Source organism: Streptomyces sp. NPDC020845, assembly GCF_044334165.1.
Taxonomy (GTDB): Bacteria; Actinomycetota; Actinomycetes; order Streptomycetales; family Streptomycetaceae; genus Streptomyces.
The window spans coordinates 364,025-378,408 of sequence record NZ_JBIRSJ010000006.1; the positions used below are offsets into that span (position 1 = coordinate 364,025).

The 14,384-nt window shown below is 67.7% G+C and carries 13 protein-coding genes and 2 pseudogenes; 10 read left to right on the top strand and 5 right to left on the bottom strand.

Annotation, left to right across the window (positions count from 1 at the left end; all coding sequences use genetic code 11):
* Positions 1–24 precede the first annotated feature (24 nt).
* The 4 genes and pseudogenes from ACH4U7_RS17380 to ACH4U7_RS17395 form a co-directional block, all read right to left on the bottom strand.
* A pseudogene (locus ACH4U7_RS17380) lies at positions 25–96 on the bottom strand (hypothetical protein); the annotation flags it as partial.
* 214 nt (positions 97–310) lie between these two features.
* Positions 311–496: pseudogene (locus ACH4U7_RS17385) on the bottom strand (Tat pathway signal sequence domain protein); the annotation flags it as partial.
* A gap of 97 nt (positions 497–593) precedes the next feature.
* A complete protein-coding gene (locus tag ACH4U7_RS17390) occupies positions 594–1,652 on the bottom strand; it encodes an alpha/beta fold hydrolase (RefSeq protein WP_398528956.1) in 1,059 nt (352 codons plus the stop codon).
* 129 nt (positions 1,653–1,781) lie between these two features.
* Complete coding sequence (locus ACH4U7_RS17395; RefSeq protein ID WP_398528756.1) at positions 1,782–3,224, bottom strand: aldehyde dehydrogenase; 1,443 nt, start codon at positions 3,222–3,224, stop codon at positions 1,782–1,784.
* 186 nt (positions 3,225–3,410) lie between these two features.
* On the opposite strand from ACH4U7_RS17395, the gene ACH4U7_RS17400 reads away from it, so the two are divergent.
* The 4 genes from ACH4U7_RS17400 to ACH4U7_RS17415 all read left to right on the top strand — a co-directional run bounded on the left by ACH4U7_RS17400 (position 3,411) and on the right by ACH4U7_RS17415 (position 7,304).
* Positions 3,411–3,899: a TetR/AcrR family transcriptional regulator gene (locus ACH4U7_RS17400; protein WP_398528957.1), complete on the top strand. Its 489-nt coding sequence runs from the start codon at positions 3,411–3,413 to the stop codon at positions 3,897–3,899.
* A gap of 161 nt (positions 3,900–4,060) precedes the next feature.
* Positions 4,061–5,680, top strand: coding sequence for a long-chain-fatty-acid--CoA ligase (locus ACH4U7_RS17405; RefSeq protein WP_398528757.1), 1,620 nt, complete (start codon positions 4,061–4,063; stop codon positions 5,678–5,680).
* A 48-nt stretch (positions 5,681–5,728) separates the two neighbouring features.
* On the top strand, positions 5,729–6,289 hold the full coding sequence (locus ACH4U7_RS17410) for a RidA family protein (RefSeq protein WP_385617470.1): 561 nt from the start codon (positions 5,729–5,731) through the stop codon (positions 6,287–6,289).
* Positions 6,290–6,305: 16 nt separating this feature from the next.
* Positions 6,306–7,304, top strand: coding sequence for an aldo/keto reductase (locus tag ACH4U7_RS17415; RefSeq protein WP_398528758.1), 999 nt, complete (start codon positions 6,306–6,308; stop codon positions 7,302–7,304).
* 70 nt (positions 7,305–7,374) lie between these two features.
* On the opposite strand, the gene ACH4U7_RS17420 is transcribed toward ACH4U7_RS17415, so the two are convergent.
* Entirely contained in the window at positions 7,375–8,106 is a 732-nt protein-coding gene (locus tag ACH4U7_RS17420) for an ArsR/SmtB family transcription factor (RefSeq protein ID WP_398528759.1), read from the bottom strand.
* A 326-nt stretch (positions 8,107–8,432) separates the two neighbouring features.
* On the opposite strand from ACH4U7_RS17420, the gene ACH4U7_RS17425 reads away from it, so the two are divergent.
* The 6 genes from ACH4U7_RS17425 (at position 8,433) to ACH4U7_RS17450 (ending at position 14,372) form a co-directional block, all read left to right on the top strand.
* On the top strand, positions 8,433–9,308 hold the full coding sequence (locus ACH4U7_RS17425) for a ThiF family adenylyltransferase (protein ID WP_398528760.1): 876 nt from the start codon (positions 8,433–8,435) through the stop codon (positions 9,306–9,308).
* Positions 9,305–10,279: a methionyl-tRNA formyltransferase gene (locus tag ACH4U7_RS17430; RefSeq protein WP_398528761.1), complete on the top strand. Its 975-nt coding sequence runs from the start codon at positions 9,305–9,307 to the stop codon at positions 10,277–10,279. The genes ACH4U7_RS17425 and ACH4U7_RS17430 overlap by 4 nt, the downstream gene beginning before the upstream one ends.
* A 389-nt stretch (positions 10,280–10,668) precedes the next feature.
* Positions 10,669–11,856 (top strand): class I SAM-dependent methyltransferase, encoded by a 1,188-nt coding sequence (locus tag ACH4U7_RS17435; protein WP_398528762.1) that lies wholly within the window; start codon positions 10,669–10,671, stop codon positions 11,854–11,856.
* 149 nt (positions 11,857–12,005) lie between these two features.
* Positions 12,006–13,211 (top strand): CapA family protein, encoded by a 1,206-nt coding sequence (locus tag ACH4U7_RS17440; protein WP_398528763.1) that lies wholly within the window; start codon positions 12,006–12,008, stop codon positions 13,209–13,211.
* Positions 13,208–13,654, top strand: a complete 447-nt coding sequence (locus ACH4U7_RS17445) for a RidA family protein (protein WP_358633377.1) — start codon at positions 13,208–13,210, stop codon at positions 13,652–13,654. Before ACH4U7_RS17440 ends, ACH4U7_RS17445 begins: the two co-directional genes overlap by 4 nt.
* A gap of 13 nt (positions 13,655–13,667) precedes the next feature.
* Positions 13,668–14,372: an ArsR/SmtB family transcription factor gene (locus ACH4U7_RS17450; RefSeq protein WP_398528764.1), complete on the top strand. Its 705-nt coding sequence runs from the start codon at positions 13,668–13,670 to the stop codon at positions 14,370–14,372.
* Positions 14,373–14,384: the final 12 nt, after the last annotated feature.

Below are 14,384 nucleotides of genomic sequence, written 5' to 3' on the forward strand. Positions count from 1 at the left end.
GTCGTTCCATACGACACGAGCGCACCCGAACGCCCGCGCCAGACTGCCGCGCTGAGAAGCACTCGGGCACACACGAACGTTGCACCGAAGCTTCATACCGATCACCGTACGACGGTTGATCTATGACTGAGTACGGATCCAGCAGAACCGGCAGATATTGCGCTTTCTCTTGCATGCGCACTTGGCTTTCGTGACGAAGTGCCAGCATCAAGTGTTCACTGACGCGCATGGAGGAGATCAGGCGCAGCATATGCGCGGACTTCGAGACCGAGCTGGTGGAGTTCAACCGCGAGGCCGACCAGGCGGGCTGTCCGTATTCGGTGAGGTCGCCGAGGTGGGACAGGAAGACGATGTTCTCCTCGCGTGCGCGGCGGAGGAGACAGCGGAAGGACGCCTCCACCGGCGCCGGGTGGATGCTCTCGCCGTCGAAGAGGTATTGGGTGTCCGGCATGACGGCGACGGTGAATCGCGGGCTGTCGGCGTCGGGGCGCCAGGCGGGGGGCCTGTGGGGAAGTGCTCATGAATTGCCTCGGCGGACGGCCGCCGTACGGGCCGGGCCGGGCCGGGCCGCGGTCGGTGGCGGGCGGATCCGGTCAGAAGTGGTCCACGTCGACGACTGCTTGGGCGAAGGCCGTGGGTGCCTCCTGGGGCAGGTTGTGGCCGATGCCCTCCAGGGTGCGGTGCTCGTACGCGCCCGTGAACCTGTCCCGGTAGGTGCTGCCGTTGCCCGGCGCGGTGAACGGGTCGCGCTCGGGGTCGAGGGTGATGGTGGGCACCTCGATATACGGCCGGGCGGCGAGCCGCTTCTCGAAACCGTCGTAGCGGCGCTCACCGTCGGCGAGACTCAGCCGCCAGCGGTAGTTGTGGATGACGATGTCCGCGTAGTCGGGGTTGTCGAAGGCCGCGGCCGTGCGCTCGAAGGTGGCGTCGTCGAAGTCCCATGTCGGCGAGACGGTCTCCCAGACCAGCCTGGTCAGCTCGAGGCGGTGGGTCCGGTCCTCCATGGCCTGCCGGCCTCGCTCCGTTGCGAAGTAGTACTGGTACCACCAGGTGTGCTCGGCCTTCGCCGCGATGGGCTCGAGGTTGGCCTTGAGGTTGGTGATCAGATATCCGCTCACCGACACCAGCGCTTTGCACCGCTCGGGGAAGAGCGCGGCGATGATGTCGGCGGTGCGCGAGCCCCAGTCGAAGCCGGCCAGCACCGCCTTCTCGATCTTGAGGGCGTCCATCAGGGCGATGATGTCGAGGGCGACGGCCGACTGCTGGGCGTTCCGGAACGTGCGGTCCGAGAGGAAGCGCGTCGTGCCATGGCCGCGCAGATACGGCACGAGCACCCGATAGCCCTCCTCGGCCAGGAGCGGAGCGACGTCCACGAAGCTGTGGATGTCGTAGGGCCAGCCGTGCAGACAGATGACCGCGGGACCGCGCGCGGGGCCCAACTCGGCGTAGCCGACGTCGAGCAGACCGGCCCTGACCTGCTTCATCCGGGGGAAGGCGGTATGTGTGCCAGGGGCGGCCGATGTCGCGGCCCGGTGCGGTGCGGCGGCGTTCGGTGCGGCGGCGGAGGCGGTCGGGAGGCCCAGCGGGCCGGTCAGCGAGGCGGCCGCCGCACCCGTGCCCAGGGCCGTGCCGAAGGTACGCCTGTTGATCATCTGGAAGCCTCCGCGTTGTCCGGTGTCGACCTGCTGTCGCAGGAGATCCACGGGATGACTGTCACACAGGTTTCGTCACCAGTCAAACAGGTGACGCCATTCCCGCCATGGAGGCCCTGTCGGCGGCGGTCACAGGGTGACGGTCTTGTACTCGACGTACTGAGCGAGCCCAACAGCCCCGTACTCGCGGCCGATCCCGCTCGCCTTGTAGCCGCCGAACGGGCCGTCGAAGGCGATGGGCGCGCCGTTGACGGTGACCGTGCCGGTCCGCAGACGGCGGGCGACATCGAGCGCACGGTCCTGGTCGGCGGACCACACCCCACCGGAGAGGCCGTACGCCGAGTCGTTGGCGATCCGTACGGCGTCGTCCTCGTCGTCGTACGCGATGACGACGAGCACCGGGCCGAAGATCTCCTCCTGCGCGATCCGCATCGAGTTGTCGACGTCGGCGAACACGGTCGGGGTGACGTAATTGCCCCGTTCGAGCCCCGGCGGGACCTGGGGGCCGCCGGTGACGAGTCGGGCGCCTTCCCCGATGCCGAGTTCGATGTAGTCCCGTACACGCTGCTGCTGATCGCGGCGGATCATCGGGCCGATGAACGTATCGGGGTCGCTCGGATCGCCGACCTTGAGCGATTCCACGAGGTCCTTGAGCGCGGCGACGACCTCTTCGTACCGGCTGCGCGGCGCCAGGACGCGGGTCTGCGCGATGCACGCCTCGCCGTTGTTGAGCAGGGAGGCGAACTTCAGCCCCCGCACCGCCGCCTCGATGTCGGCGTCGGGCAGGATGACGGCGGCCGACTTGCCGCCCAGCTCCAGGCTGAACCGCTTCAACCGGTCGCCCGCGATGGAGGCGATCCTGCGGCCGGCCCGGGTCGAGCCGGTGAACGCGATCTTGTCCACGTCGGGGTGTGACACCAGGTACTCACTGGTCTCCCGGTCGGCGGGCAGCACGCTGATCACTCCCTCCGGCAGACCGGTCCGCTCCAGCAGCTCGGCGAGGAATCCCATGCTCAGCGAGTTCTCCGGGCACACCTTGAGGACGACCGTGTTGCCGGCGAGCAGCGCAGGGATGATCTTGGCCATGGCCGCGGAGAACGGAGAGTTCCACGGAATGACGGCGGCCACGACCCCGATGGGCTCGCGGCGCACCACGCTCCGGGTGGGGGAAGCGGGGTCGGAGGGCGTCAGGGCCTCCTCCCAGCCGAACTCCTCGGCCGCCCTGAGGTAGGCGCCCGCCTGCCGGGTGAGCCCCGGCTGCCCGGCCCGGGTGAACCATCCGGCCGAACCGTTCTCGGCGGAGATGAGGGCGGCGACCTTCTCGGCGTCGGCCTCGCGCAGCGCGTTGAGCCGCCGGACGGCCGCGATCCGCTCCGCCGGCGCCGTACGGGGCCAGGGGCCCTCGTCGAAGGCGGCGCGGGCGGCGGCCACGGCACGGTCCACATCGGCGGGCCGGGCCTGTGCGGCGCGCCCGATGACCGCCTGGTCGTGCGGTGAGCGGATGTCTAGCAGTTCCGGGCTGCTCGGCGCGGTCCAGGAACCCGCGATGAAGAGTCGGTCGTAGGTGATCATGCGTTCACTCCCGAGGGTCTGAAGGGGCCACTCCGATTATCTGTCACTCCAATGTAGCAGTTACAGCTTGCATAGCCTCGCAAGCGAGGCAGTACCTGGGGTAGGTTCCACACGCCGGGCTATGCTCGCCCCGTGAGAGCAGACGCAGCACGCAACCTGGAAGCCGTCCTGACGACCGGGGCGCGCATGCTCGCCGACGATCCGGCCGCGAGCATCGCCGCCATCGCCGCCGAGGCCGGCGTCGACCGGCGCACCGTCTATCGGCGGTTCGCCTCCCGTGAGGAACTGCTGGCGGCCATCTACGAGGCACGTTACGAGGCCGTCGCGCGGGCCATCGAGGACTCCAGGCTGCGCGAGGCCCCCGTCGCCGTGGCCCTGCACCGGTATGTCGAAGGGATCATCGGCGTCAATCGCAAATGGCCCGTGGAGCTCACCCGGTTGCGGGCGGAGGAGACGATCCGTGAACGGCGCGACAGCCTGATCCGGGAGGTCGACGCCTTCCTCGAGCGCGCCGCCGCCGAAGGGCTGCTCCGCGCGGACACCCCTGTCGCCTGGGCGAGTTCGCTGCTGCCGCAGCTCATGCACCTGGCCGCACAACAGCTGCCCCAGCTCAGCGACGCCCAGGCCGCCGACATGGTGGTCGACACCTTTCTGCGCGGGCTCGGCGGGCGGTAACCCGCACGGTAACCCGCAGTCGCCGCGCCATCACCAACACACTTCGGCCCCGGCCAAACGGTAATTCCGAATACTTGGAACGGGCAGCCGGTACGCACCCCGTACCGGAGCTCAAGGACCGACCCCGCAGGCAGAGTGCTCTTCATGTGAAAGGTAGTCGGATGCAGCAGGCAGTGCCGGAGGTCCCGCTCACCATCCCGTCGATGATCATGAGTCGGGCCGAAAAGCTGTTTGCCGGCCGACCGGTGGTCAGCCGGGTCGGGGAGGGCCTGCACCGCTCGACGTGGGGCGAAGTGGTGGAGCGAGCCAGGCGGTTGGCCGGGGCGTTGCGGGAGCTGGGCATCCGGCCGGGCGACCGTGTGGCGACCTTCGCCGGGAGCACACACCGGCACGTCGAGACCTATCTCGCCGTACCGTCGATGGGCGCGGTGCTGCACACGGTGAACACCAGCCTCCCCGCCGAACAAGTCGCCTACATCGTGGACCACGCCGACGACTCGATCGTGCTCTGTGACCGCAGCCTCCTCCCCGAGTGGCGGCTTGCCGAGAAGTATCTGAGCCGCCCGCGACGCGTCATCGTCCTGCCGGACTCCACCGACACCGCTCGGGACGGAGACGCGCTGGACTACGAGGCGCTGCTCGCCGCGGCGGAGCCGGTGGAGACCTGGCCGGTGCTGGAGGAGAGCGCCCCGGCCCACACCAGCTATACGACCGGTACGACAGGGCGCCCCAAGGGCGTGGTCTTCAGCCACCGCAGCACCGTTCTGCAGAGTTTCTGCACCGGCCTCACCGACGCGGAGGGGCTTTCCTCGTCCGAGACCCTGCTGGCCCTGGTGCCGTTGGGGCTCAGCCAGGTCGGGCTGCCCTTCGCCGCCGCGCTGCACGGCTCGGCGCTGGTGCTGCCGGGCCGCGATCTGACCCCGGCCGGGGTGTGCGAACTGGTGGAGAAGGAACGCCCCACCGTCGCCGTCGGGTTCGGCGCCGCGCTGACCGGGCTGCTCGACCACTGGCGGGCCCAGCACCCGGACCTGTCGTCGCTCAAGCGCATGGTGTGCGGCGGCTCTCCGGTCGCCCGGCCGATTTCGCGCGCGTTCGACGAAGAGGTGGGGTTCCCGATCGTCCAGGTCTTCGGCATGACCGAGACCAGCGGCCACGGCAGCTTCAGCGGCCTCCCCGCGGAGGTGGGCGACGCGCCCACCGAGGAGACCCGCGGGTACTACGCGACCTCACAAGGCCGTCCGCTGCCGCTGGTGGAGATGAGGATCGCCGACGACGCCGGGACGGAGATGGCGCGGGACGGCCACACCATGGGGGAACTGCAGGCGCGTGGCCCCTGGGTCGCCCGTGAGTACTCCCGCGAAGGCGCCCAGCCCGACAAGTTCATGGACGGCTGGCTGCGCACCGGTGATGTGGCCGTCATCGACGAGCTGGGCTACATCCGCATCGTCGACCGGATGAAGGACCTGGTGAAGTCCGACGGTGAGTGGATCTCCTCGCTCAAGCTGGAGGAGCAGCTGCTCAACCACCCCGCCGTGGTGGAGGCCGCGGTCGTCGCGGTCCCCGATGCCAAGACCGGAGAGCGTCCGCTGGCCTGTGTGGTGCTCCGGGCGGAGGACGGCGAGTCGGTGACGGGTGAGCGGCTGCGCGAGTTCCTGGCCTCCCGGGTCGCGGCCTCATGGGTCCCGGACACCATCGAGCTGGTCGCCGCACTGCCCAAGACCAGCATCGGCAAGATCGACAAGAAGACCCTGCGGGCGCGGTACTCCGAGGGCACCGCCTGAGGTCGCACACACATCAGCCGCACAGAAGCCGAGAAGAGGAAACTCATAGTGGCGCAGAGCGCGACGACCAGCGAGGAAGTGCACCATCAGGTGCCGGCCGCCGATCGGGTGTCGAGCCAGGAGGTGTCCAAACGGCTTGCGGTGCGAGGACTGTCGCTGCCGGAACCCTGGCGCATCCCGATCAGCCCCGATGTGAAGATTCCGGCCCAGCTGGTGCGGGTGGTCGGCTCCCGGGTTTTCATCTCGGGGCATGTCCCGATCAGCAAGGAGGGGCAGCTCACCGGACCGTACGGCAAGATCGGTGACACCGTCGGCCTCCCCTCGGCACAGGACGCCGCGGTGCGGACGGTCCTGTCCATGGTCGCGAGCGTCGAGCGCACGGTGGGGGACCTGGACCGGGTGAAGGCGTGGTGCCGACTGCACTGCATGGCCAACGCGGTTCCCGGCTTCTTCGACTTCCCCGCCGTCTTCAACCCGGCTTCGCAACTGCTGCTCGACATGTTCGGCGAGGACATCGGCTACCACGCCCGGGTGGCGGTCGGCGTGGCCGGGCTGCCGTGGGACGTACCGGTGGAGATCGCGGCCGAACTCGAGTTGCACCCCGAGTGAGAGTGAGGACACCACGATGAAGACACGCATGCTGGGCGGACTCGAGGTCTCCGCCATCGGTCTCGGCTGCATGGGCATGTCGCAGAACTACGGTCCCGCCGACCGGGGTGAGTCGATCGCCTCCATCCACCGGTCGCTCGACCTCGGCATGACGTTCCTCGACAGTTCGGATATGTACGGGGTTTCGAGCGTGTCCGGGATGGGCCACAACGAGGAGCTGATCGGCGACGCGATCGCCGGACGCCGGGACGAGGTGACGATCGCCACCAAGTTCGGCATCAAGGGCTGGTCCAAGGACGGCAGCTTCGTTCTCGACTCCAGCCCGGAGTATGCGAAGCAGGCGTGCGAGGCGTCCCTGCGCCGGCTGAAGGCCGATGTCATCGACCTCTACTACCTGCATCGCAGGGACCGTTCGATGCCCATTGAGGAGATCATCGGCGGCATGGCCGAGCTGGTGGCCGAGGGGAAGGTCCGCCACATCGGCCTGTCCGAGGTCAACGAGGACACGCTCCGGCGCGCGCACGCCACCTATCCCCTGGCGGCCCTGGAGAGCGAGTACTCGCTGTTCGCCCGGCACAACGAGCCCGCCATTCTGCCGGCGTGCCTGGAACTGGGCATCGGACTGGTCGCCTTCTCACCGCTGGGGCGGGGCATGCTCACCGGCACGGTCCGCACCCTGGAGGGGCTGTCCGACGACGACTACCGGCACACCGACCCCCGGTTCCAGGGCGAAAACCTCGTCCGCAACCTCGCCCTGTTCGACCGTATCCAGGTCTTCGCCAAGGAGGCCGGAGCGACCCCCGGGCAGATCGCACTCGCCTGGCTCCTGGCCAAGAATGAGCACATCGTTCCGATCCCCGGCACCAAGCGAGTGCGCTACGTGGAGGAGAACGCGGCGGCGGCCGACGTCGTACTGACCGCCGACCAGGTCGGTGAACTGGACGCGCTGGTGCCCGGTGACGCGGTGTCGGGAGACCGGTATCCGGAGGGAATCATGCGGACGATCGACGCCTGACCGCTACAGGCGCGGCGTTGCCGCTGAATGGGCTGGGGCAAATGGACTGGGGCCTGGTCGATGACGGTGGTCATCGACCAGGCCCCAGTTCGCACAGTGTCAGACCGAAGGTGCGCCGTAACCCGGCCAGACCGACCCTCGTCGGGGCGACGGTGCGGTCGTCCTTGGAGGCCCGCGTCAGCCATCCGAGGCTGAAAAGACGCTGGGTCATGGCCGCGGCCAGACCGCCGGCGATGTGGTGGCTCGGCCCGCTCCAGTCTGCGCAGCCACGGACGATGGGCCGTCGGGAGTCCTTCAGCGGCTCACAGGTGATGCCCAGGGGGCGGCGTTCGTCCCATGTCTCGAATTCGACCTCCCATTGCTGGGCATCCCGGCGGATCAGGCCCTGTTCCTGCAGTGCTTCGGTGAGCGCCACCCCGAGCTTCCCGCCGAGATGGTCGTAGCACGTTCTTGTCTCGCTCAGAACACTCGAACCGTGAGCCGGCGGGGCGGGCGGCGTCAGATCCGGGGCCACCGAGGCCAAGGCGTCCAGCGCGGTGGCGACGTCGTGGCTCGCGAGCCGGTAATAGGCGTGCCGCCCGACGCGCTCGACATGCAATATGCCTCCTTCAACCAGCTTGCCCAGATGTTCGCTGGCGGTCGGCCTGGAAATTCCGACCAGGGCCGCCAGCGAACTGGCTGACAATGGCTGGCCGGTTGTCAACTCACCGACCATGAGGGCACGCGTCCGATCCCCTAACAACTGTGCCACCGTGGCGATATCAGGCCCGAACTCCGTTGGTCGTCCCATGTCGATCACCATAACCTCGGCCCCACAGAAGCCAACTGAGCGACACGCCGAAGTAGGGAATTCCACAGTCATTTTCGGCCTCGCCCACAGGAACGGAATCTTTACTTCCAACGAATCCAGAGAGATCGATGGATTCATCCCGCATCGGAACGGAATAGAGTATTCCGCTTGCCCAGTCGGGCCAACACCCTGCACCTTTCGCACACTTAGGCGGCTCCCTAACTGTTCTTCAGGTAACTTTTCTGCAGCAGGCGCCGCAGGGGAAAATGAGCAATCGATCCCCTTGGCCGCGCCCAGGTGCGTTGAGTTTTCCGCTCATTCACGAGAGGACCCACGCGATGGCTGACAGGATCACCTATCGGGGCACCTACGACGAGAAATTCTACTGGGAGCGCGTCGACCGCAACCTCGGCTGGCTCGGCAACACCCCAGAAGAGCAGCGGGCTCGCCAGGAGAAGCTTCGCGACTCCGTCATCGGAATCGTCGGCACCGGCGGAATCGGCGGCGCGGTCGCCATGCGGCTCGCCCGTATGGGAGTCCGCAATCTCAAGCTCGCCGACCCCGACATCTTCGAGCTCTCCAATGTGCAGCGGCAGATGGGGGCGGATGTCAAGACCATCGGCCGCAACAAGGCCGAGGTCGTCGCGGAAATGACGTACGACCTGACCAAGGACGTGAATATCGACGTGTTCCCCGAGGGGATCACGCCCGATTCAGCCGAAGAGTTCATGGACGGCTGTGACTACGTCATGGACCAGATGGAGTTCTACCAGGTAAAGAATCGGTATGCTCTGCACCGCGCCTTCCGAAAGTCCGACCGGTGCAAGTTCATGCTCAAGATACCGACGGTGGGCCACACGGTCATCGTCTACAAGTACACCAAGGACTCGATGACCATCGAGGAGGTGTACGACATCCCCGAGGACGCCGAGTTCACGCCCGAGGTCATCAACAAGCTGGTGGAGCGCGCCATCGCGGTCATGCCGCCCTATCCGGGGCGCGAGATGATCGACCACTGGTTCGTCGACATGGAGCGCATGCCCATCTTCGGCGCCTGTCCGCCGATGGCCGAGGGCATCCTGACCGAGCGGCTCGCCCTGGAGATCCTCGAGATCCCGGGCCTCGAACCCCTCCCCGTCCAGCCCGGCTACGCCATCTTCGACTCGGTGAGCTGGACGGCGAAGATGGTCCCGGGGAAGTGGTGGGCTGAGTGAGCGAGTTACACCCGATCCGGGTCGTACTCTTCTCCGAAGTCAACTCAAAGCTCGGTTCGCCGTTCCTGTCCATTCTCGCCGAGCACCCGCTGGTCCAACTCGTCGGTGTGGTCACCAGCCCGCCCGGAAAGCTCTGCCCCTACTTCATCGGGGAAGAGGATCAGGTCGACCTCGAGAAGCAGGCCAGCGAACGAGGCATTCCGGTGTTTCGCGCGGCCAAGGTCAACGACCCCGCGGTGATCAGTGAACTGGCGGCCCTGGAGCCGGATTACTTCCTGATCGGCAACTACCAGCAGATCCTCCGGCCCGACATTCTGGCGGTGCCGACCGTCACCACGGTCAACTTTCACCCAAGTCCGCTGCCGCGCTATGCCGGCTGGGCACCCTTCTTCTGGATGGTCAGAGAGGGAGAGCTCGACAGTGGGGTGACCGCGATCGATGTGACACCGGAAATCGACGGTGGGCCGGTCATCATGCAGAAGCCGATCCGGCTGACCGGCCATGAAACGGCCCTCGAGGTCAGGGAATCCCATACGATGGCCAATGTGGCGCTGCTGCGGCAGCTCCTCCCCCGGCTGATCGCACGGGATTATACGACCTCCCCCCAGGTGGCCGACTTGCGCAGCTACTTCAGCAAGCCGGAGGATCGTGACTACTGGCTGGACTTCACCCAGTCGAGTGCGGCGATCGCGAGGACCGTCCGTGCGGGATACCGCAGACCCGGTGCGTATGTCTCCACCGACCACGGGGACCAACTCACCATCCTGACCGTGGAAGACGTCGGCCGTAAATTCCCCGAGCCCGATGCTCCGGGAATGCTGCGGGTCGAATCCGGCGCGGTTTATGCGGCGAGCCGGGACGGCTGGCTGCGACTGTGGTCCATCGACGTCAAGGGTGAAGAAAGGCTCGCCCGAGTTCCGGACGGCACCGCGCGTTTCGACACCCGATTCCAGGCCCGCGACAACACCTAGCGGCGCCCTTCACCCCAGCGTGTCCGGCCGCGGCCGCGGCTGCGGCCGGGCGCGCCGTTCCCTGCCCGCACAGCGGCTGTTACATCCCGCCTGTCCCTTCCCGCCGGCCATTCCCCGGGGCCAAGCGACCCCGAGGAAGTAGAGGCAGGCCCCCACGCCGCCTGGCACGGCACCTCGCTGCGTTGTCGGAGTCGCCCGAGTAGGCCCTTCCCCAAGCTCTCGGCTTCGCTCGAGCAGGGGATACCCCATCCAAGGGCGATCCTCCGCCTTGCGATGCTCCCCCAGCTACCGCTGGGAGGTGCCCCCTGCACCAGACGACGCGGGAACCCACCCCTACTCCCCCCGGGGCCGCTTAGGCCCGTGTGGTCGGCAACGAGAGGAACACCCACATGGTTGAGCAATCCCCCACTTCTGTCATCGGACTCGACGACCGCGCGTACGCCTCCGGCGCCCCCACCCGCCGTGACGACAGCATCAGGACATTGGTGGACTTCAACTTTCTGTCCGCCACGACCGGCGAGCAGAAGACGGTCCGCGCGGCTCATCAGATATACGAGCATCTGATAGGTCTCTGGGCGCCCGCGGTCATCGAGGCCGCCCACGACCTCGGGGTCTTCTCCTGGCTGGCCAACCGGTCCGGCACGGTGGAGGAGATGTCCGCCGAGCTCGAAACCGATCAGCGGGCCACCCGCGTCCTCCTGGGCGGGCTCCTCGCCTACGGGGTGATCGAACGCTCCGAGCACGACGGCGAGGTCCGCTACTCCCTTCCGAGTGAATTCCGGCAGGCGCTGCTCCCCGGCGGGACCTTCAGCCTGGTGGGCAAGATGCTCCATGACCGGCATGTCGCCTGGGCCGGGTGGCGAAACCTCGGCGACGCCGTCCGGCACGGCACCCGCGACCAGTCGGGCAACGACCGTACGAACCAGATCTCGGAGGCCAACTACGAGGATCTGACCTCCGGCATCAATTTCTGGGCGCCGCCGATCGTGGACGTGCTGTCCGCCGCCCTCGCCGAGACCGGCTGGAAGAAGGACGAAGCCGTCTCGGTGCTCGACGTCGGCTGTGGGACCGGCCTTTACAGCCAGCTGCTGCTTGAGCGGTTCCCCGCCTGGAAGGCGGAGGGTATCGACGCTCCGCGCATCATCCGTCTGGCCACGGCGCAAGCGGAGCGGCTCGGCGTCGGCTCGCGCTTCACCGGCACGGTCCGCGACTTCTGGAAGGACGGCTGGGGCGAGACCGTCGACCTGATCCTGTTCGCCAACATCTTCCATCTGCAGACGCCCGACTCCGTGCAGAAGCTGATGCGCAGCGCCGCCGACGTCCTTGCCCCCGACGGCCTCATCTGCATCGCCGACCAGATCGTCGTGGACGAGGCGCGGCCGGTGACGGCGCAGGACCGCTTCGCCATGCTGTTCGCCGCCTCCATGCTGGCCACCGGCGGCGGTGACGCCTACACGCTGAGCGCCTACGACCAGTGGCTGGCGGAGGCCGGGCTCGAACGTGTGGCGGTGCTCGAGGCGCCGATGCACCGTCTCCTCCTGATCGGCCACGCGGGCCGGCACCCGTTGCCCGCCTGAACCCGCGCACCGCGGGGCAGTGACCGACCGCCGCGCCCGACGACGGTTAGGCCGCCCCCGAATCACGGAGCAACTAGGCTTATTCGGCAAAACGGAGTGGACACATTCCACGCCCGTCCCGCCCGTCTCCAGCGTCCGAAAGAGTGAGCATGGCAGTCTCCTTATTCGCGGTTGGCGATGTCTTCATCGACCGGGAGAATCCCGGGACCGCGTTTGATGTGGCCAAAAACGTACTGAGCGCCGGGGATGTCGTCTTCGGCAACTGCGAAGGAGTTTTCAGCGACACCTGGGAAAGGGCGCCGAGTTCCGGTTCTCCCGTCGTGGCCCCGACCAAAAACGCCGCACCGCTCGCGGAAGCGGGATTCCATGTGATGTCGCTGGCCAACAACCACAGCGTGGACGGCGGTCACCAGGCGCTGCTCAACACCCGGGACACGCTCCACGACCTGGGCATCGCGACGGTCGGCGCGGGCGCCAGCATCGCCGAGGCGCGTACGCCGGCGATCGTCGAGCGGGACGGGCTGCGCATCGCCTTCCTGGCCTACTCGTCGGTCTTCCCCCACGGCTATGAGGCCCGCGCCGGGGTTCCGGGACTCGCCCCGCTGCGCGCCCACACCCGCTATACGCCGTGGGAGCTCAACGAGTGGAATCCCGGGCTGCTCCCCCGCGTCACCACCGAGAACTTCCCCGAGGACGTGGAGGCTTTCACCCGTGACGTACGAGCCGCGCGCGAGCAGGCGGACATCGTCGCGATCAGCTTCCACTGGGGGGACTTCACCCGCCCGTTCGTACTGACCGACAACGAGCGCCGGCTGGCCCGGCTGGCCGTGGATTCCGGGGCGGACATCGTCCTCGGGCACCACCACCACATGCTGCGCGGCATCGAGTGGTACGAGGGCAAGCCGATCTTCTACGGGCTCGGGCACTACGTCTTCGATCTGCCCAACCTGCCCCAGCGCCTGGCCAAGGACGGCTACCTCAGCGCGGCGCGGCCGCAGGACGAGATCGAGCTGAGCCGCCGGTTCGGCGAGTTCCGTATCAGCCCCAAGGAGGAATACCCGCTGCTGCCCTTCCACCCGGATGCGCGGATGACCGGCGTGGCCGTGGTCCGCGTCGGCTCCGAGGGAGTGCTCTCCGCCGGGTTCTGCCCGGCGCTGATCGACGCCCGTAACGAACCGGTGCCGGTGGCGCCCGAGAGCGAGACCGGGCGCCGGATCGTCGAATACCTCACGGAATGCTGCTCCCAGGAGCGGCTGCCGACCCGCTTCAGCGCACCGCTGGACGGCTCGGGACTGCCCGCCGACAGCATCCAGGCCCTCCCCGTACCCGAGTCCGAGATCGGAGCCAAGGCATGACCACTGACCGTCGAGAAGCCGGAGCGGCGGCGGATGAGGAGGTCGTCCGGTATGTGGAGGTGCCCGGTGTCGGCGATCCGCGCAGGTTCGGGTACGCACAGGCGGTCAGCGCCGGCGGACTGCTCTTCGTCTCGGGTCAGCTCGGGATCGACGAGGACTACAAGCCGGTCAGTGACAGCTTCGACGAGCAGGCGTACCGGGCGATGGAGAACATCCGGCGCGTGCTGAGCGCGGCGGGCGGTGGCATGGAACACCTGGTGTCCATGACCATCTATCTGACGGATATGCGCAATGCCCCGCGTTTCTTCGACATTCGAAGGGAGATCCTTGGGGAAATTCTGGTCTCGAGCACCGCGGTGGCCGTTTCCGGGCTACCACTGCCCAACCTCCAGGTGGAGGTGCAGTGCGTAGCGCATATTCCCCCCTCACAACCCACGGCGTGACAACGGAGAAAACATGCTGGACCCCGGGCAGCCACGGCCCGATATCGCGACCGTAGCCGAGCTTTTGGGCAATACGACACGCGCCACGATGGTCAGCGCGTTGGCGGGAGACTTTGTGATGCCCGCCGGTGAACTCGCCTCGATCGCGGGCGTCTCCAGGCCCACGGCGAGCGAACACCTCTCGCGTCTGGTGGACCGCGGTCTGCTGTCCGTCGACCGCATGGGGCGGCACGCCTACTACCGGATCTCGAGCCCGCAGGTGGCCGAGTTGATCGAGGCGCTGGCGGTCATCGCACCGCTGCGGCCTCCCACCTCGCTGCGATCCGCGCGGCTGCTGAAGACCCTCAGCCACGCACGTACCTGCTACCGGCACCTGGCCGGGCGCATCGGGGTGGAGCTGGCGGGCGCGTTGCTCGACCGGGGGCTGGTGCGCCGCGAGGAGAGCGGCCTGGAGATCGACACGGAGCGCTGGGACGCGGACAAGCCGCTCGGCCTGGCCTCCGGCCCGTTGAAGATCGAGGGACAGCCGCTGATCAAAGGGTGCGTGGACTGGAGCGAGCGCCGCCACCACCTGGCCGGGACCGCGGCAACGGCCCTGACGGACCAGCTGTTCGAGCTGGGCTGGATCGCCCGAGCGCGTGAGCACAAGCGGGCGGTCGTGGTGACCCCCGCGGGCGCGGAAGGGCTGTCGAGAGAGTTCGGATTGAACCTCCTGTGAATCGCCCCTCGC

What these genes read in the sequence shown, in the direction of transcription:
- ACH4U7_RS17440 (WP_398528763.1), top strand. Translation starts at nt 12,006, where the DNA reads ATGGCAGTCTCCTTATTCGCGGTTGGCGATGTCTTCATCGACCGGGAG.
- ACH4U7_RS17420 (WP_398528759.1), bottom strand. Translation starts at nt 8,106, where the DNA reads ATGGTGATCGACATGGGACGACCAACGGAGTTCGGGCCTGATATCGCC.
- ACH4U7_RS17390 (WP_398528956.1), bottom strand. Translation starts at nt 1,652, where the DNA reads ATGATCAACAGGCGTACCTTCGGCACGGCCCTGGGCACGGGTGCGGCG.
- ACH4U7_RS17400 (WP_398528957.1), top strand. Translation starts at nt 3,411, where the DNA reads ATGCTCGCCGACGATCCGGCCGCGAGCATCGCCGCCATCGCCGCCGAG.
- ACH4U7_RS17415 (WP_398528758.1), top strand. Translation starts at nt 6,306, where the DNA reads ATGAAGACACGCATGCTGGGCGGACTCGAGGTCTCCGCCATCGGTCTC.
- ACH4U7_RS17450 (WP_398528764.1), top strand. Translation starts at nt 13,668, where the DNA reads ATGCTGGACCCCGGGCAGCCACGGCCCGATATCGCGACCGTAGCCGAG.
- ACH4U7_RS17395 (WP_398528756.1), bottom strand. Translation starts at nt 3,224, where the DNA reads ATGATCACCTACGACCGACTCTTCATCGCGGGTTCCTGGACCGCGCCG.
- ACH4U7_RS17405 (WP_398528757.1), top strand. Translation starts at nt 4,061, where the DNA reads ATGCAGCAGGCAGTGCCGGAGGTCCCGCTCACCATCCCGTCGATGATC.
- ACH4U7_RS17425 (WP_398528760.1), top strand. Translation starts at nt 8,433, where the DNA reads ATGGCTGACAGGATCACCTATCGGGGCACCTACGACGAGAAATTCTAC.
- ACH4U7_RS17435 (WP_398528762.1), top strand. Translation starts at nt 10,669, where the DNA reads ATGGTTGAGCAATCCCCCACTTCTGTCATCGGACTCGACGACCGCGCG.
- ACH4U7_RS17445 (WP_358633377.1), top strand. Translation starts at nt 13,208, where the DNA reads ATGACCACTGACCGTCGAGAAGCCGGAGCGGCGGCGGATGAGGAGGTC.